Annotated in this window: 13 protein-coding genes and 1 pseudogene; 11 read left to right on the forward strand and 3 right to left on the reverse strand. The window is 64.7% G+C overall.

What is annotated here, in order from left to right:
- Positions 1–546, forward strand: a pseudogene (locus tag DAD99_RS17710) (pyridoxal 5'-phosphate synthase lyase subunit PdxS); the annotation flags it as partial.
- 66 nt (positions 547–612) lie between these two features.
- Here the strand turns inward: DAD99_RS17710 and DAD99_RS17715 are convergent.
- Positions 613–2625 (reverse strand): M3 family metallopeptidase, encoded by a 2013-nt coding sequence (locus DAD99_RS17715; protein WP_193342561.1) that lies wholly within the window; start codon positions 2623–2625, stop codon positions 613–615.
- 82 nt (positions 2626–2707) lie between these two features.
- Between DAD99_RS17715 and DAD99_RS17720 the strand changes: the two genes are divergently transcribed.
- A complete protein-coding gene (locus DAD99_RS17720; protein WP_193342562.1) occupies positions 2708–3979 on the forward strand; it encodes a CapA family protein in 1272 nt (423 codons plus the stop codon).
- Positions 3980–4030: 51 nt separating this feature from the next.
- On the opposite strand, the gene DAD99_RS17725 is transcribed toward DAD99_RS17720, so the two are convergent.
- On the reverse strand, positions 4031–4798 hold the full coding sequence (locus tag DAD99_RS17725) for a type 1 glutamine amidotransferase (protein ID WP_193342563.1): 768 nt from the start codon (positions 4796–4798) through the stop codon (positions 4031–4033).
- Positions 4795–6087 carry a Mur ligase family protein gene (locus DAD99_RS17730; RefSeq protein ID WP_193342564.1) on the reverse strand — a complete coding sequence of 431 codons (1293 nt, stop codon included), beginning with the start codon at positions 6085–6087 and terminating at the stop codon, positions 4795–4797. Before DAD99_RS17730 ends, DAD99_RS17725 begins: the two co-directional genes overlap by 4 nt.
- A gap of 91 nt (positions 6088–6178) precedes the next feature.
- On the opposite strand from DAD99_RS17730, the gene pdxT reads away from it, so the two are divergent.
- The 9 genes from pdxT (at position 6179) to DAD99_RS17775 (ending at position 16089) form a co-directional block, all read left to right on the forward strand.
- Positions 6179–6889, forward strand: a complete 711-nt coding sequence (pdxT, locus tag DAD99_RS17735) for a pyridoxal 5'-phosphate synthase glutaminase subunit PdxT (protein WP_193342565.1) — start codon at positions 6179–6181, stop codon at positions 6887–6889.
- Positions 6890–6891: 2 nt separating this feature from the next.
- Positions 6892–7647: a YebC/PmpR family DNA-binding transcriptional regulator gene (locus DAD99_RS17740; protein WP_160671298.1), complete on the forward strand. Its 756-nt coding sequence runs from the start codon at positions 6892–6894 to the stop codon at positions 7645–7647.
- A gap of 35 nt (positions 7648–7682) precedes the next feature.
- Entirely contained in the window at positions 7683–8261 is a 579-nt protein-coding gene (ruvC, locus tag DAD99_RS17745) for a crossover junction endodeoxyribonuclease RuvC (protein ID WP_193342566.1), read from the forward strand.
- 90 nt (positions 8262–8351) lie between these two features.
- Positions 8352–8996, forward strand: a complete 645-nt coding sequence (gene ruvA / locus DAD99_RS17750) for a Holliday junction branch migration protein RuvA (RefSeq protein ID WP_193342567.1) — start codon at positions 8352–8354, stop codon at positions 8994–8996.
- Positions 8989–10077: a Holliday junction branch migration DNA helicase RuvB gene (gene ruvB, locus DAD99_RS17755; RefSeq protein ID WP_193342568.1), complete on the forward strand. Its 1089-nt coding sequence runs from the start codon at positions 8989–8991 to the stop codon at positions 10075–10077. Before ruvA ends, ruvB begins: the two co-directional genes overlap by 8 nt.
- 182 nt (positions 10078–10259) lie before the next feature.
- Complete coding sequence (yajC, locus tag DAD99_RS17760) at positions 10260–10667, forward strand: preprotein translocase subunit YajC (protein WP_185260673.1); 408 nt, start codon at positions 10260–10262, stop codon at positions 10665–10667.
- Between the two features lie 111 nt (positions 10668–10778).
- The gene (gene secD, locus DAD99_RS17765) at positions 10779–12536 is read left to right on the forward strand and encodes a protein translocase subunit SecD (protein ID WP_193342569.1); all 1758 of its coding nucleotides are present in this window, start codon (positions 10779–10781) and stop codon (positions 12534–12536) included.
- Complete coding sequence (secF, locus tag DAD99_RS17770) at positions 12536–13558, forward strand: protein translocase subunit SecF (protein ID WP_193342570.1); 1023 nt, start codon at positions 12536–12538, stop codon at positions 13556–13558. Before secD ends, secF begins: the two co-directional genes overlap by 1 nt.
- Positions 13559–13695: 137 nt before the next feature.
- Positions 13696–16089, forward strand: a complete 2394-nt coding sequence (locus tag DAD99_RS17775) for a bifunctional (p)ppGpp synthetase/guanosine-3',5'-bis(diphosphate) 3'-pyrophosphohydrolase (RefSeq protein WP_193342571.1) — start codon at positions 13696–13698, stop codon at positions 16087–16089.
- The last annotated feature ends 626 nt before the right edge of the window (positions 16090–16715 follow it).

The following is a 16715-nucleotide window of genomic DNA, read 5'->3' on the forward strand; positions in this document are numbered from 1 at the left end:
CACCACATCGATAAGTGGAACTTCACGGTACCGTTCGTCTGTGGCGCTACCAACCTCGGTGAGGCGCTGCGCCGCATCAACGAGGGCGCGGCCATGATCCGCTCCAAGGGTGAGGCCGGTACCGGCGATGTTTCCAACGCGACCGGGCACATGCGCCAGATCCGCGCCGAGATCGCCAAGCTCGCCGCGCTGCCCGAGGACGAGCTCTACGTCGCGGCCAAGGAACTGCAGGCCCCGTATGAACTGGTCAAGGAGGTTGCCGCCGCCGGCAAGCTCCCCGTGGTGCTGTTCACCGCCGGCGGCATTGCCACCCCGGCCGACGCTGCGATGATGATGCAGCTCGGCGCTGACGGTGTGTTTGTCGGTTCCGGTATCTTCAAGTCCGGCAACCCGGCCCAGCGTGCCGCTGCCGTGGTCAAGGCCACCACGTTCTTCGATGACCCCGACGTCATCGCCAAGGCCTCCCGCGGCCTCGGCGAGGCCATGGTGGGCATCAACGTCGCTGACATCCCGCAGCCACACCGCCTCGCCGAGCGCGGCTGGTAACAGCTCTAAAGCAGTACGACGGCGGCGGGTCACCTTATGCAGGTGGCCCGCCGCCGTCGTCGGTGGTTAGCCCAGGCCGCGGCGTTTCAGCAGGGGTTCGAGTTCGGCGTTGCGGCCGCGGAGTGCGTGGAAGGATTCCAGCGGGTCCCTGCTGTTGCCGCGGGAGAGCAACTCCTGGCGGAAGCGTTCGCCGTTGGCGCGCGTTATGCCGCCGTTCCCGGTGAACCAGTCCACGGTTTCGGCGTCCAGCACCTCACTCCAGATGTACGAGTAGTAACCGGCCGCATAGCCGTCTCCCGCGAAGATGTGCTGGAAATAGCCGGTTCGGTAACGCGGCGGGATCAGGGCATGCGCCACGCCCGCGGCCGCGAGGGACTTCGCCTCAAACGCGGGCACATCATCGGGGATTCCGGTTTCGTCCAGCACATGCCAGGCCAGATCCAGCAAGGCAGCGCCGAGGTATTCCGTCGTCCCGAAGCCTTCGCCCCAGAGCCGAGCGTCGTTCAGCTTGTCCACAACCTGCTGCGGAAGAGGTTCGCCGGTGGCGTGGTGCCGGGCATAATGTGCAAGCACCTCCGGCCACAGGATCCACATCTCGTTGACCTGCGACGGGTACTCCACAAAGTCGCGGGGTACAGCAGTCCCGGCGAACCGGGGATACGCCACGTCCGATAACAGGCCGTGGAGCGCGTGTCCGAACTCGTGGAAAGTGGTGCGCAGCTCGTCCAGCGTCAGTAGGGTGGGCTCGCCTGCCGGCGGCTTGGAGATATTGAGGTTGTTGATCACCACGGGCCGGGTGCCGAGCAGGCCCGACTGTTCCACCAGCGAGTTCATCCAGGCGCCGCCCCGTTTGGATTCGCGGGTGTAGTAGTCGCCCAGGAACAACCCCAGCCCGCTGCCGTCCTGGTCCCGCACTTCCCAGACGCGGACGTCCGGGTGGTAACCTGCGAGGTCCTTCCGTTCGTGGAAGGTGATGCCGTACAGGGATGTGGCGGCGAAGAAGACGCCGTCCCGGAGAACGCGGTCCAGCTCGAAGTAGGGGCGGAGCGCCTGCTCGTCCACTGCGTACTTATCCCGCCGCACCTTGGCTGAGTAAAACGCCCAGTCCCAGGCCTCCAGCGGATGCCCTGCCGCCTCGGCCAGCGCCGCAGCCTCGGCGTCGGCATTAAGTACGGCGGCGGGGGCCAGCCTGTTCAGCATGGACCGGACCGCCTCAAAGTCGCGGGCCGTCTGGCGGTCCACCACGAGTTCGGCATAGTTGGCGAAACCCAAAAGGGCTGCCTTTTCAGCGCGCAGGCGGGCCGTCGACCTGACCAGTTCCAGGACGTCGAGGCCACCGCCGTCACTGCCCCGGCCGGTGGAGGCCTCAAACAGCCGACGGCGGACGTCCCGGTTTTCCAGGGCAGCCAGGGCGGGCTGGTTGCTGGGCTGGATCAGCGTCAGCAGGAATTTTCCGTCGTGGCCAACGGCGCGGGCCGCCTCGGCGGCGCTGGCGACATCGTCGGCCGGCAAGCCGGCCAACTCTTCTGCCGTGTCCAGCAGCAGTGCGGCCGATTTCATGGCCGCCTTGACCCGTTGGCCATACTCCGTGCCCAGTGTGGACAGCTCCGCGTTGATTTCCTTCAGCCGTTCCTGGCCCGGCTTGTCGAGCCGGATCCCGGACTGGCGGAACTCCTTCACATACTCCTCCACGAGCCGGACGGACTCAGGGTCAAGCCCGGAGGTGTCAATCGCCGCGAACCTGTCGAACAGTGCCCGCTGGAGGTAGATCTCGTCCTGATGGGCCGAAATGCGGGGTGAGAGTTCGGTCTCCAGGTCACGGATCTCGTCTGTCGCGTCGGCTGAGGCGAGGGTGAAGAAGGAGGCCGTGGCCCGCTCGAGCAGTTGGCCGGCCTTTTCCATGGCCACAGCCGTATTCTCGAAGTTCGCCGGCGCCGGGTTCTCCACGACCGTCTGGATTTCCATCAGATGTTCCGCCAGGCCAGCGTCGATGGCCTCGGCGTAATCGGATGCTCTGATGTGGGCAAAAGGCGGCAACCCATAAGGCAGGGTGCTGGCACTAAGGAAGGGATTCGTCATCTCGCTAACCTTTCATACTGCCGTATCCTTCTCAACGCGCGCCTTTGCGGCATTTGTCCGACGGCCAGACCTACAATGACGCATGGGGAAAACGTTGGGCGCTGCTTCGGTGCGCGCTGTTGCTGTTCGTTCCACTGCTGCGGTTTCCGCCGGCATCCTGGCCGCTGCCCTGCTGGCTGGATGCGGCCTGGTCGCCGAACAGACCGCTCCGTCCTCCGGTGCAGCCGCGACTACCGGCGCCGGGACAAGGCAGCCAAGCCCGACGGCGACCCCCACCCCGAGGCCCACTCCCACCTCCGGCGCGGGGCCGGTCTGCCCCACCCTGCGCTGCACGTCCGTGCTGGTGACCGGCGACATGCTGATCCATACCCAGCTCTGGCAGCAGGCCCGCGACGACGCTGCCGCGGCAGGGAAAACAGGCCTGGACTTCACCCCACTCCTCGAAGGCCAGCGCAAGTACATCCACGCCAGCGACCTCGCCATCTGCCATCAGGAAACCCCTGTGGCCGGGCCCGACGGACCGTTCTCGGCGTATCCGTCGTTCAACGTCCCGCCGCAAATCATTACAGCGTCCAAAGCGGTGGGGTACGCGGCGTGCACCACCGCGAGTAACCACACGATCGACCGGAGCACGGATGGAGTGCTGCGCACCCTGGATGCACTGGATGCCGCGGGGCTGAAGCACACCGGTTCCTACCGCACGCAGACCGAATCGCAGGGAATCCTGATCCTGCAGACCAACGCCGCCAAGATCGCCATCATTCAGGGGACTTACGGGCTCAACGGCCAATACCCTGAATATGACTGGCAGGTGGACATGCTGGATGCTCCCACCATGATCGCCAAGGCCGTCAAGGCACGGGCTCTCGGTGCGGACATTGTGCTCGGGGCCATGCATGCCGGTGAGGAGTATGCCAGCGAAGCCAACGCCCAACAGCAGGAAGTGGCGCATGCCCTGGTGGACAGCGGCCAGTTCACCATGATCTACGGCCACCACACCCATTCGGTGCTGCCCATCGAAAACTACAAGGGAACCTGGATCGTTTACGGGCTGGGCAACGGCGTCACTGAACTGTCGCCCTGGTATGTGGTGAACAACGAGGGCCTGCTGGTGCGGGCGCAGTTCAGCCAGGACGCGGCCGGGAAGTGGACGGCATCGGACCTCGCCTGGGCCCCTTCAGTGATTGTCCGCGACCCGTACCGCTGGTGTTCGGTGGCAACCGACGCGCCGCAGGGCGTCTGCGCGACTCCCGAGGCCGACGCCGCTACCCGGCTGAGGACCGCCACCGTGGTGGACTCGATGGGCGCGGCTGCTGCGGGAGCGCACGAACTGCTGATCACCAAGGACCCCTGAGGCCTTTCGCCGGGGAAACCGTCAGCGTGGTGCTACCCGTCGCAATGCCACTCAGCGCGGACGGCGCGTCGCATGCTCCCGGGCCAGCACTGCGTAGCGGTCGTCCGGGGCGCCGGCCGTGAAGGTGCCGTATTTACGCTCGGCGGCGGTACTGATGAGGAAGTCGGCGATGGCAGGGTTCTTGGGCAGCAGGGAACCGTGCAGGTAGCTGGCCACCACATTTTTGTAGCGGGCACCCTCGTGGCCGTCGCTGCTGTTGTTGCCGGTGCCCTTGGCCACGGTGCCGAGCGGCCGGACGCCGGCACCCAGGGTGGTCTGCCCGCTGTGGTTCTCGTAGCCCAGGACCTCGCCGAACTCCGGTGTGGCCACCTTGACGTTGCCGATCAGGCGTTCGTCGGTGCCGTGTGTTTCCACGTCCAGGATGCCGATCCCAGGGATGACCGTACCCAAGCGGGTCTTGAAGAAGCGTCCGAACAGCTGATACAGGCCGCAGATCACCAGCATGGGCGCGCCGTCCTCCGCCAGCCCGGTCAGGACGCCGGCGCGTGAGTGCAGGTCATCCTGAATGACCAGCTGGCCGCTGTCTTGCCCGCCGCCGCCCACGATGAGGTCCACATCGGCCGGAAATTCGTCGCCGACGTTGTACTCCAGCAGCTCCGGGGTATAGCCGTGCCAGCCGATCCGCTGCTTGATCACCAGGGCGTTGCCCCAGTCGCCGTAGATGTTCATGTCCCGCGGGTAGAGCTGCAGGACGCGGATGGTGCCCTTGGAATTCTGATCGACGCCGTCCGGCCCGATGCCGGTTGATTCAGCGGTCATGAGACCACCTCCACTGTGGTGATTTTGGACAGCTCGCGGCGGATGGCCAGCATGGCTGTGTAGGTGCAGAAGATCCGCTTCGGTTTGCCCTTGGCCTCACGGATGAACTCGGCCAGTGCGGGCGCGATCTCCGGCTGGACCCCGCCGATCCGGACGTCGTCATACTGCAGCCGCAGCGCCATGTCGTAGGCACGGGAACCGGTCAGCTGGTCCACGCCGCCGTCGCGGAGCGAATCGAATTCCACGTCCCACAGCCAGGACATGTCCCGGCCGTCGGCGTAGTTGTCATTGATGGCGATCATGGTGGCGTAGCCGGCCGCGGGGAAGGACTTCAGTCCGAGCCGGAAACCGCTGGGGTTCTTGACGAGCACGAGGTCCAGTGGCTGGCCGTCCACCGTGAGGCTTTCGCCGCGGCCAAACGCCGGTTCCACCTGGGACAGTGCGGTGAGCAGGGTGGCGTGGTCGGCTGTGGCGGCACCCCCGCCACAGATACTGCGGGCCAGGGTCAGCGCCGCGGCCGCATTAAAGATGTTGTAGACGCCGCGGAGCTTCATCGCGGTGGTGACCGTGACGCCGTCGTACTCAAAATCGGCAGTGTCCGGCCCCACTTTGCGGAGTACGACGTCGGCGGGCGGCTTGTGGGGGAGCACCGTGGGGGCGGAACTGCCGGGCGCTGCCCGCATGTCGTCGTCGTTGGGAAAGGTGCTGAGGAGGGAATCGTCCAGGCCGAAGTACTGGACGTCCTGGCCCGTGAGGGTGTCCGCGATGCGGGCCACCCGGGGATCTTCCCGGTTGAGGACCACTGTTCCGGAGGTTTTGTCGGCGATGTGCTGCAGCAGCTGGGCCGTCTTGTCGATCTCGCCGAACCGGTCCAGCTGGTCACGCAGGACGTTGAGCAGGAGGCTGTACCGGGGTGGAACACGGTTCACAAAATGCACGGCGTGGGCTTCGTCGAGTTCCAGGACGGCGACGTCGGCGGTGAGCCTGCCGCGCCAGTCCACTTCGCCCAGCAGGGCAGCCGCCACACCACGGGTGAAATTGCTGCCGGTGCGGTTGGTGAAGACCTTCAGGCCCTGGCTCTCCAGCAGTTCCACCACCATTTTTGTGGTGGTGGTCTTGCCGTTGGTTCCGCTCACCACGGCAACGCCGTGGGGAAGCGTGGCGAGCGTCCGCTGCATAAAGCCGGGATCGATTTTCTCGACCACCAGCCCGGGCAGGGCGGACCCGCCGCCCCTGAGCCGGGAGACCCGGCGGACGAGCTTGCCGAGCGGAACACTGATGTAAAGCATGCTCTGTAATATATCCCAGCCACGGCATGGAACCCTTCCCGGGAAGCGCTTCCGGCGATGCCCAGGGAGCCGCGCACATTATGCTGATTGGATGACAAACCCCCTTTCGGCTGCTTCTGCACGCGTGGGCTCGGGCCTGCGGATCGGCGTCCTGGCGCTCCAAGGCGACTTCCGCGAGCACCTCCGGGCCGTGGAAGCTGCCGGTGCCGCCGGCGTCGGAATCCGCAGGCCTTCGGAACTGGATGGCCTGGACGGCCTCATCATTCCCGGCGGCGAATCAACAGCCATCGACAAGCTGGCCCGCGCCTTTGAGCTGGCCGGACCGTTGAAGGACCGGATCCGCGACGGACTGCCGGTCTACGGTTCCTGCGCCGGCATGATCCTCCTCGCCGATCGGATCGCCGATCCGGCCACGGACCTGGCCGGCAACCCGCAGCAGACCTTCGGCGGCCTGGACATCACGGTGCGGCGCAACGCCTTCGGCCGCCAGCGCGAGTCGTTCGAAACGGACCTGGACTTCAAGGGCCTGGACTTCAGCGCCACGGAATCCGGCGTTGCCCCAGTGCATGCTGTGTTCATCCGCGGCCCTTGGGTGGAACGCGTCGGAGCCGGCGTGCAGATCCTGGCGCAGGTTGAGCCTGCTGACCCGGAGCACGCCTCCCATGTGGCCAGCCTGCCGGGGACAGCTAGAATTGTCGCAGTGCGTTCCGGCCACCTGTTGGCCACCTCCTTCCACCCGGAAGTGACTGGGGAGAAACGCGTACATGAACTTTTTATCCGCATGATCAGAGGAGACGCGTAAGCATGTCAGGACACTCCAAATGGGCAACGACCAAGCACAAGAAGGCCATCCTCGATAGCCGCCGCGCAAAATCGTTCGCCAAACTGATCAAGAACATTGAAGTCGCGGCACGTATGGGCGGACCGGACCTCGCCGGCAACCCGGGCCTGGAACTCGCCGTCACCAAGGCCAAGAAGACGTCGGTGCCCGCCGACAACATCGACCGCGCCATCAAGCGAGGCGCCGGCCTCACCGGTGAAGTGGTTGACTACACGGAGATCATGTACGAATGCCGCGGCCCGCAGGGTTCGGCGCTGCTGATCGAGTGCCTGACGGACAACAAGAACCGCGCAGCTTCCGAGGTCCGCCTGGCCATTTCCCGCAACGGCGGCACCATCGCCGACCCGGGTTCGGTGAGCTACCTCTTCAGCCGCAAAGGCGTCGTTTCGATGCCGAAGAACGGCCTGAGTGAGGACGACGTCCTGATGGCCGTCCTCGACGCCGGAGCCGAAGAAGTCAAGGACAACGGCGACAGCTTCGAGATCCACTCCGAGCCGACCGACCTCCAGGCCATCCGGGATGCCCTCAAGGAGGCCGGCATGGAGTACGAGACCGACGAAGCCGAGTTTGTGCCGTCCATGCAGGTTCCGCTGGACCTCGACGCCGCCAAGAAGTTCATGAAGCTGGTTGACGCCCTGGAAGAACTCGACGACGTCCAGAACGTCTACAGCAACGCCGACCTCAGCGACGAAGTCCAGGCCGCCCTGGAAGCTGAGTGACCTTCCGCTTTGTGGCCTAGGGCGGATGTCCCAGGGTGACCCTGCGCGTATTGGGCGTTGACCCGGGCCTCACCCGCTGCGGCATCGGCGTTGTCGACGTCGAACGGAACCGGCGGGCCACGATGGTGGCCGTAGGGGTGGTGGGTACCTCTCCCGAGGAGACCCTGGACCAGCGCCTGCTGGTGATTGCGTTGGCCATCGACGAGTGGCTGGACCGCTACGAACCCCACGTGCTCGCCGTCGAACGCGTTTTTTCCCAGCTCAACGTCAGCACGGTGATGGGCGTCGCGCAGGCCTCCGGTGTGGTGATTGCCGCCGCGGCCCGGCGCGGGATCCCGGTGGCTCTGCACACGCCGTCGGAAGTGAAAGCAGCCGTGACCGGCAGCGGCACCTCCAACAAGGAAGCCGTGACCAAACTTGTCACGAAAATCCTCCGGCTGGACGCGCCGCCGCGGCCGGCGGACGCCGCAGATGCCCTGGCACTTGCCATCACCCACGCCTGGCGGGCCGGCAGCGGCGCCGCCGTGGCCACCACCGGCCCCGGCAGCCTGGCGCTGACGCCGGCCCAGCGCGCCTGGGCCGACGCCGAGGCGAAAGCGCGCCGTGGGCGCTGAATGTCTGCGGCGCTTGCTAGGGTATTCGTAGATATGTTCGGATAGCCGGTCCTGCTCCCAGGGGTCCGGCAGTACACCAGGAGCCCGGCTTTGATCAGTTTCCTTCGCGGGACAGTAGCGCACGTTGGCCTTTCCTCTGCCGTAATCGACCTGAACGGTGCCGGTATGAGTGTCAACGCCACACCGCAGACCCTCAGCCGCCTCCGCACCGGCGAGGAAGGCAAGCTCTTCACCTCGCTGATCGTGCGCGAGGATTCGCTTACCCTGTTCGGTTTTGCCTCCGACGACGAACGCGAAGTCTTTGACGTCCTGCTGAGTGTGAGCGGCGTGGGCCCGCGGCTCGCACTGGCGGTGCTCGCCGTGCACGAGCCTGAAGCGATCCGGGTTGCTGCCCACACGGGGGACAGCAAAACGTTCACGAAGGTGCCAGGCATCGGTCCCAAGGTGGCCGGGCGGATCGTGCTGGAACTGGCCGGCAAGCTGGTGCCGCACGGTACGGCTGGTGTCGCCGGTGTGTCCACTCCGGCCGAAGCGGCCTGGAAGCCCCAGGTGGTGGCGGCCATGACCAGCCTCGGCTGGTCGGAAAAAGATGCCGCAGCCAGCATCGAGAAGGCCCTTGCGGACGATCCCGAGGTTGAATTCCGTGGCAATGTGGCCGAAATCCTTCGGACCACACTGCGCTGGCTGGGCCAGGACGGCGCGCGGGCCGGCAACCGCGTAGGCAGCCGTGGCTGAGCCTTCGGTGGTGGCGGCCGGGGAGGAACCCGAGGAACGGGTGATCGAAGCTGCCCTCCGGCCGAAGAACCTGGATGACTTCGTGGGCCAGCACCGGGTCCGCAGGCAACTCTCCCTGGTCCTGCAGGCCTCCCGGATGCGGGGACGCAGCGCGGACCACGTACTGTTTTCCGGCCCTCCCGGCCTGGGCAAAACCACACTGGCCATGATCGTGGCTGCTGAAATGAACGCGCCTCTGCGGATCAGCAGCGGTCCGGCCATCCAGCACGCCGGGGACCTCGCCGCCATCCTTTCCTCGCTTTCCGAAGGGGAGGTCCTCTTCCTGGACGAGATCCACCGGATGTCACGGCCGGCAGAGGAAATGCTCTACATGGCCATGGAGGATTTCCGTGTGGACATCGTGGTGGGCAAGGGCGCCGGGGCCACCGCTATCCCGTTGGAGCTTCCGCCTTTCACTCTGGTAGGTGCCACCACACGCGCCGGTCTGCTGCCCGGCCCGCTCAGGGACAGGTTCGGGTTCACCGGGCACCTGGAGTTTTACAGCGTGGCCGAGCTGGAACTGGTGCTCAGGCGCTCCGCCGGCCTGCTGGACCTCAAGGTCAACTCCGCGGGTTTCAGCGAGATAGCCGGCCGGTCCCGCGGTACCCCGCGTATTGCCAACCGCCTGCTCCGCCGCGTCCGGGACTGGGCTCTTGTGCATGGGATTGAGCAGATTGACGCCCGCGCTGCTTCTGCGGCCCTGGACATGTACGAAGTGGACAAGCGGGGCCTGGACCGGCTGGACCGGGCCGTCCTGGAAGCACTCATTACGAAGTTCGGCGGCGGACCCGTGGGACTTTCCACCCTGGCCATTGCGGTGGGGGAGGAGACCGAGACCGTTGAAACGGTGGCGGAACCGTTCCTTGTGCGCGAAGGCTTGCTGGGTCGGACGCCCCGGGGCCGCATTGCCATGGCTCCGGCCTGGACCCACTTGGGCTTTGCCATACCGGCCGGTGTTTTCGGGCAGGAGCCGCTGGATTTGTTCGAACCGGACCCGGACAGCGCCGAGTCCGCGGCCGATTGGGCGCCGAACGGTCAATAGCACTGTCCTCCCAGCTTTTCCCTTTAGACTGGTATGACACCCGGCACGTTCGGGTCTGTGTTCCCGCGGCGGCTCCGAGGAGCCGTTGCCTGCCAGGCGCGATTTTCTGCAATGGGGAACGACGCGGACGCTGCCAAACACCCGATACGCCAGTACAGAACGGAATCTTCCCTGTGGATCCAATGAACATCGTCTTGTTCGCAATGCTCGGAATCTTTATCTTCATGATGTTCCGCCGCAACAAGAAGACCAAGGAACAGCAGGCAACGCTGCAGTCCCGGTTCGAGCCCGGTGTCGAGGTCATGACGAGCTTCGGACTCTTCGGCCGGATTGTCTCCATGGACGACGCCGAGAACAAGGTTGTCCTGGAACTCTCGCCCGGGAACCTGGCCACCGTGCACCGCCAGGCCGTGACCAAGATTGTGGAACCGGCTGTCGAAGCAGATGCTCCGGCCGTCCCGGATGACGCTTCGTCGCTGACCAGCGAATCATCCCTGACCAGCGAAGAAGCCGGTACCCCGGCTGTGTCCGCCGAAACTCCGGATGAGACCCTGAAGCGCCTTAACGACGAGGGCAAGAAGGACATCTAGTCCTCGCCGCACGGCAGCCCGCGTTACAACACCTCTACGGCTGGGGACAACCGCCGGTGGGACTGATAGCTCCCGCCGGTGGTTCCTCCGTAAATAAGAGAAAGATTCACAATGGCACGAACTGGCCCCAACAACTCAGGCCTGAGGGTACTGGTGTGGCTCGGTGTAGTCCTCGCCGTGCTGACCGCCGTCCTGGCCGGCGGCACCCTTGCCGGACAGGCGAGCTGGGCACCCAAGCTGGCACTGGACCTCGAGGGTGGCACCCAGATGATCCTGGCGCCCAAGGTTGAGGGCGGTTCGGACATCAATGAAGAGCAGCTCAACCAGGCCGTAGCCATCATCCGCCAGCGCGTGGATGGTTCAGGTGTTGCCGAAGCGGAAATCAGCACGCAGTCCGGCCGCAACGTCGTGGTGAGCCTTCCGGGCACACCTACGAAGGAAACCCGCGACCTGATCCAGGCCTCCGCGGACATGAACTTCCGCCCCGTACTGCTCAACGGAGACGGCGCGCCCGTTCCCACGGAATCCCTGACCCCCGAAGACCAGCTTCCGAAGCCCACGGCGGAACCCGCCAACGGCAGCGACATCAACTGGATCACCGCGGACATCTACCGCCAGTTTGAAACCATGGACTGCAACAATCCTGCGCCGGAGAGCCCCGAAGCCTCCGATCCCGCGAGGCCCCTCGTCACCTGTGAACCGGCAACGGACACCAGACCTGCCATTAAATACATCCTGGGGCCGGTGGAGGTCAAGGGCGGCAATATTGTCACGTCTTCCTTCCAGCTGCAACAGGGTGCCCAGGGCGCTGTGACGAACGACTGGGCCGTCAATATCCAGTTCGACAACGAAGGCACCGCCAAGTTCAAGACGGTCACCGAACGGCTGAACCAGTTCTACGTCGCAGCAGGCGGCGAGACCGGCAGCGACCCCAAGTCGCAGTTCGCCATCGTTCTGGACGACCAGGTCATTTCGGCCCCGCGTTCGCAGGCCGTCATCACTGACGGTCGTCCGCAGATCACCGGCGGGTTCACTGAAAAGTCAGCCAAGGCGCTCTCGGACCAGCTCCGCTTCGGCGCGCTTCCGATCAGCTTCGAAATCCAGAGCGACCAGCAGATCTCCGCAACTCTGGGTGCCGAACAGCTACGCATGGGCCTCCTCGCGGGCATCATCGGGTTGCTCCTCGTGGTGGTCTACTCACTCTTCCAGTACCGGGCCCTGGGCCTGGTGACCATTGCATCGCTGGTGGTGGCCGGCGCCCTCACCTATCTGGCCATTGCCATCTTGGGATGGACTGAAAACTACCGGCTTTCCCTCGCCGGTGTGGCCGGCCTCATCGTCGCCATCGGCCAGACGGCAGACTCGTTCATCGTTTACTTTGAACGTATCCGCGATGAACTCCGCGAAGGCCGTGGACTTGTCTCCGCGGTGGAGAACGGCTGGAAGCGGGCCAAGCGCACTGTCCTGGCATCCAAGGCCGTGAACCTGCTGGCCGCGCTGGTGCTTTACTTCGTGGCTGTCGGCAACGTCCGCGGGTTCGCATTCACGCTGGGTCTGACGGCCATTGCCGACCTCATCGTGGTCTTTATGTTCACGCACCCCACCCTGCAGCTCCTGGCGCGCACCAAGTTCTTCGGGGAGGGCCACCGGCTCTCCGGCCTTGACCCCAAGCGACTCGGTGTTTTGCCGCTCTACCGTGGCGCCGGCCGCCTGCGCACGCCTGAGGCCAAGCCTTCTGTAGTCCGGGCCAAGAACACCGGAGCGGCCGCCGAGGCTGAACGACGCATGACCATCGCAGAACGCCGCCTTGCGGAAAAGCAGGAGCAGCTCACCAGCTCCTCCAAGAGCGCAGCCAAGGAGAACAAGTAATGTCCAGCAGCTTCGCCAATTTCGGCAACGAGCTCTACAGCGGGAAGCGCTCCTACAACTTCGTCAGTGCCAAGAAACTGTGGTTCATCATCGCGGCGGTGGCGGTTGCACTGTCAATCCTCATTCCGGTTGCCAAGGGCGGGTTTAACCTTGGCATCGAATTCCGCGGCGGATCAGAGTTCACTGTCTCCAACGTGCAGAGCACCGACTCGGCCCTTGGCGAACAGGTTGTGGAAGACGTTGTGGCCGGCAGCGTTCCGCGTGTGGCCAATGTGGCCGGTACCACCATGCGGATCCAGACGGACAAGCTCACGGACGACGAGACGCTCAGGATCAAGGAAGGCCTCACTTCGGCCTACGGCGTCACTGACAACGAGGTGACCTCAACCTTTATCGGACCCACCTGGGGTGCGGATGTCACCAAGCAGGCGCTGATCGGCCTGATCGTCTTTGTGGCGCTGGCCGCGGTGCTGATGGCGCTCTACTTCCGGACCTGGAAGATGTCGCTGTCCGCGATGGCTGGAATGCTGGTGACGATGTTCGTCACCGCAGGCGTGTATGCCCTCAGCGACTTCGAGGTAACGCCGTCTGCCATCATCGGGTTCCTGACGGTGCTCAGCTACTCGCTGTATGACACGGTGGTGGTCTTCGACAAGATCCGTGAAAACACCGCTGATATTGATGCGTCCACCCGCCGCACTTTTGGTGAGGAAGTCAACCTCGCCGTCAACCAGACCCTGGTGCGTTCCATCAACACCATGATGGTGGCCATCCTGCCAGTCGGCGCCATCCTGTTCATCGGTGCCGGCCTTTTGGGGGCAGGCACGTTGCGGGACCTGTCGCTGGCACTGTTCGTCGGAATCCTGATCGGTACGGCTGCGACCATATTTATCGCTGCCCCGATGTATGCCTGGCTGCGCCAGAACGAACCTGACCTGGTGAAGCAGGCGAAACGCGTGGAACAACGCAGGTCCGCTAACAACGCCAAGACCGAAGGATCGGCTGCGCCCGCAGGGGCCTGACCCATCGCACCACAACGGGCCGGGCGGCGTCGGAATACCGACGGCGCCCGGCCCGTTTCGCATTTCAGCGCCGGTTACATAAGTGAACTGGCAGGGGAATAGACTGAGGTAATTAAACAGTCGTGAGGGGTGCTTCATTGGAAGAACGTTCGGCGTCGGCGCCAACGGCAGACGGGGATAACAGCCCGGGCCACGGAATTCAGACCGGGCTGACCGCTTCCGCACGCCCGGCGCCGGGTGTTCCTGTAGACAATTCGGGCGCACGCCCTACATTTCCCGGCCGACGTGAGCGGACGCGCTCCCGGCTGGCCCGGCTGACCGGGCGCGGCACGGCACCCTATTCGCCCATTCTTGAGCCGCTGCTGCGTACCGTCCGCGCGAACAACCCCAAAGAAGACTTTGATCTTATCCAGCGCGCTTTTGAGGTGGCCGAGCAGAGCCACCGCGGGCAGAAGCGCAAGAGCGGTGACCCGTACATCACCCACCCCGTCGCCGTAGCCACCATCCTCGCTGAGCTGGGCCTTAGCGGAACCACGTTGGCCGCGGCCCTGCTGCACGACACGGTGGAGGACACTCCTTACACGCTGGCTGACCTCAAGAAGGACTTCGGTCCTGAGGTTGCCATGCTGGTGGACGGCGTCACCAAGCTGGACAAAGTCAGCTTTGGTGAGGCCGCGCAGTCCGAGACCGTCCGCAAGATGGTTGTGGCCATGGCCAAGGACATCCGGGTCCTTATGATCAAGCTCGCGGACAGGCTCCACAACGCCCGGACCTGGCGGTTTGTTTCCGCGGAGTCATCGGCACGAAAAGCCCGCGAAACCCTGGAAATATTCGCGCCACTGGCCCACCGGCTGGGCATGAACACCATCAAGTGGGAGTTGGAGGATCTGTCCTTCGCGGCCCTCTACCCCAAGGTCTATGAAGAAATCGTCCGGATGGTCGGCGACCGCACCCCGGAACGGGAGAAGAGCCTGGGCGTCATCCGGGATCAGATCACCGACGACCTCCGTACCGCCCGGATCAAGGCCACCATTACGGGCAGGCCGAAACACTATTACTCGATTTACCAGAAGATGATCGTTCGGGACAAGGATTTCGACGACATCAACGACCTCATGGGCGTCCGGGTGCTCGTTGATTCGGTCCGGGACTGCTACGCCGCCCTGGGCACCATGCATTCGCGCTGGAACCCGTTGCCGGGGCGTTTCAAAGACTATATCGCCATGCCCAAGTTCAACATGTACCAGTCACTGCACACCACGGTGATCGGCCCCGGCGGCAAGCCCGTGGAGATCCAAATCAGGACCCACGAAATGCACCGCCGGGCCGAGTACGGTGTGGCAGCCCATTGGAAGTACAAGGATCAGCCCAACCGTACCGCAGTGGGGCCGGGCAGCCCCCGCGACGGGGACATGGGCTGGCTGCGGTCCCTGGTTGACTGGCAGCAGGAGACCTCCGATCCGGGGGAGTTCCTGGACTCGCTGCGGTTTGAGATCAACGCCAGGGAAGTCTTTGTCTTTACCCCCAAGGGCGAGGTCATGGCCCTGCCTGCCGGATCGACGCCGGTGGATTTTGCCTACTCGGTCCACACCGAAGTCGGTCACCGCACCATCGGCGCGCGGGTCAACGGCAAGCTCGTTCCCTTGAACAGCGAGCTGAACCACGGCGACTGGGTTGAGATCTTCACCTCGAAGGCCGAAGGCGCCGGGCCGAGCCAGGATTGGCAGCACTTCGTCAAGAGCGCCCGTGCCCGGAACAAGATCCGTCAGTGGTTCAGCAAGGAACGGCGCGAAGAAGCAATCGACCGCGGCAAGGAACTGCTGACACGGGCCATGCGGAAGCAGAACCTGCCCCTGCAGCGACTGATGACGCACGAGGCTTTGGCGGCGGTGGCCGCAGAGTTCAAGTACGTTGACATCTCCGGCCTCTACGCCGGCGTAGGCGACGGCCATACGTCAGCGCAGTCGGTCATGGAGAAACTCGTTGAAAGCCTGGGCGGCAACGAGAGCACCGACGACGACATCACTGAAGTCAGCATCCCTACGCAGGTGGCCAAAACCAAGTTCTCCGATTCGGGCGTGGTGGTGCGCGGCGTCGGCGATGTCTGGGTGAAGCTCGCGCGCTGTTGCACGCCCGTTCCGCCGGACCCGATTCTCGGCTTTGTCACCCGCGGTTCCGGTGTTTCGGTGCACCGTACGGACTGCACCAACATTTCGGATCTCCGGGACCAGCCCGACAGGATCGTCGAAGTGGACTGGGCACCCACCCAGTCAAGTGTTTTCCTGGTGGAGATCCAGGTTGAGGCGCTGGACCGGAAGTCCCTGCTCTCGGACGTCACCCGCATCCTGTCCGAGAACCACGTCAACATTCTGGCGGCCAGCGTGAACACCTCCACCGACAGGGTGGCCATCTCCAGGTTCGCCTTCGAGATGGGCGACCCCAAGTACCTCAGCCACGTCCTCAGTGCCGTGCGGCGCATCGATGGCGTGTTCGACGTCTACCGGACCACCGGCAACAAGCGCCGGAGCTAGCAGGGCCAGCTTTTCCAATGCAGCCCGTTTATGCGGGACCCGGGGGCTGGCTTCGATGGCCAGGATCAGCAAGCGCAACCGCACGTCCTGCTCCGGGCGGGCCAGCAACCCCGCCAGCGCGGGCAAGGCCCGGTGGGCGTCGACGTGCAGCGCAATATCCACGGCGGTACGCAGCGGACTGGATACCATCAGCCCGCCCATGCTTACAACGTCGAACGGGCCCAGCCGGACTTCATGGAGCGTGCACCCCCGGGTGTTGCGGAGGCTCGAAATCCGCCGCTTCGCATCCACAAGTAACGCGAGGCGGTCCGGTTCAGCAGCACAGCCATAGATCCACGCCGCCGTCATCCGCCCGGCCACCACGCGTTGCCTGACCGCCGCCGGCACCGCGCCGGCCACCGTTCTGGCCCGAATCTGGGGAGACGCGGCAGCGTCCGGCAACGTGAATCCGTGCTGGTGGAACTGCGCCAGGACGCCGTCCGCTGCCAGCGACTGGAGTTCGGGCCACGCGAAGGGCTTCCCCGGCGAATACAGGTCAGGGTATTGGGGCGGTGAGGAAGTGGCCATCCCTCCATCTTGCCGCGTCGTCCTTAACCCGCACAGGCCCGGTCCCGGTTATGTGGATA

This window comes from Pseudarthrobacter sp. AB1 (assembly GCF_014926485.1).
In the GTDB taxonomy this organism is placed as follows: Bacteria; Actinomycetota; Actinomycetes; order Actinomycetales; family Micrococcaceae; genus Arthrobacter.

Bases quoted from the DNA above. Each gene is read 5' to 3' on its own strand.
- DAD99_RS17715 (WP_193342561.1), bottom strand. From the start codon at position 2,625: ATGACGAATCCCTTCCTTAGTGCCAGCACCCTGCCTTATGGGTTGCCG.
- DAD99_RS17720 (WP_193342562.1), top strand. From the start codon at position 2,708: ATGGGGAAAACGTTGGGCGCTGCTTCGGTGCGCGCTGTTGCTGTTCGT.
- DAD99_RS17725 (WP_193342563.1), bottom strand. From the start codon at position 4,798: ATGACCGCTGAATCAACCGGCATCGGGCCGGACGGCGTCGATCAGAAT.
- DAD99_RS17730 (WP_193342564.1), bottom strand. From the start codon at position 6,087: ATGCTTTACATCAGTGTTCCGCTCGGCAAGCTCGTCCGCCGGGTCTCC.
- pdxT (WP_193342565.1), top strand. From the start codon at position 6,179: ATGACAAACCCCCTTTCGGCTGCTTCTGCACGCGTGGGCTCGGGCCTG.
- DAD99_RS17740 (WP_160671298.1), top strand. From the start codon at position 6,892: ATGTCAGGACACTCCAAATGGGCAACGACCAAGCACAAGAAGGCCATC.
- yajC (WP_185260673.1), top strand. From the start codon at position 10,260: ATGAACATCGTCTTGTTCGCAATGCTCGGAATCTTTATCTTCATGATG.
- secD (WP_193342569.1), top strand. From the start codon at position 10,779: ATGGCACGAACTGGCCCCAACAACTCAGGCCTGAGGGTACTGGTGTGG.
- secF (WP_193342570.1), top strand. From the start codon at position 12,536: ATGTCCAGCAGCTTCGCCAATTTCGGCAACGAGCTCTACAGCGGGAAG.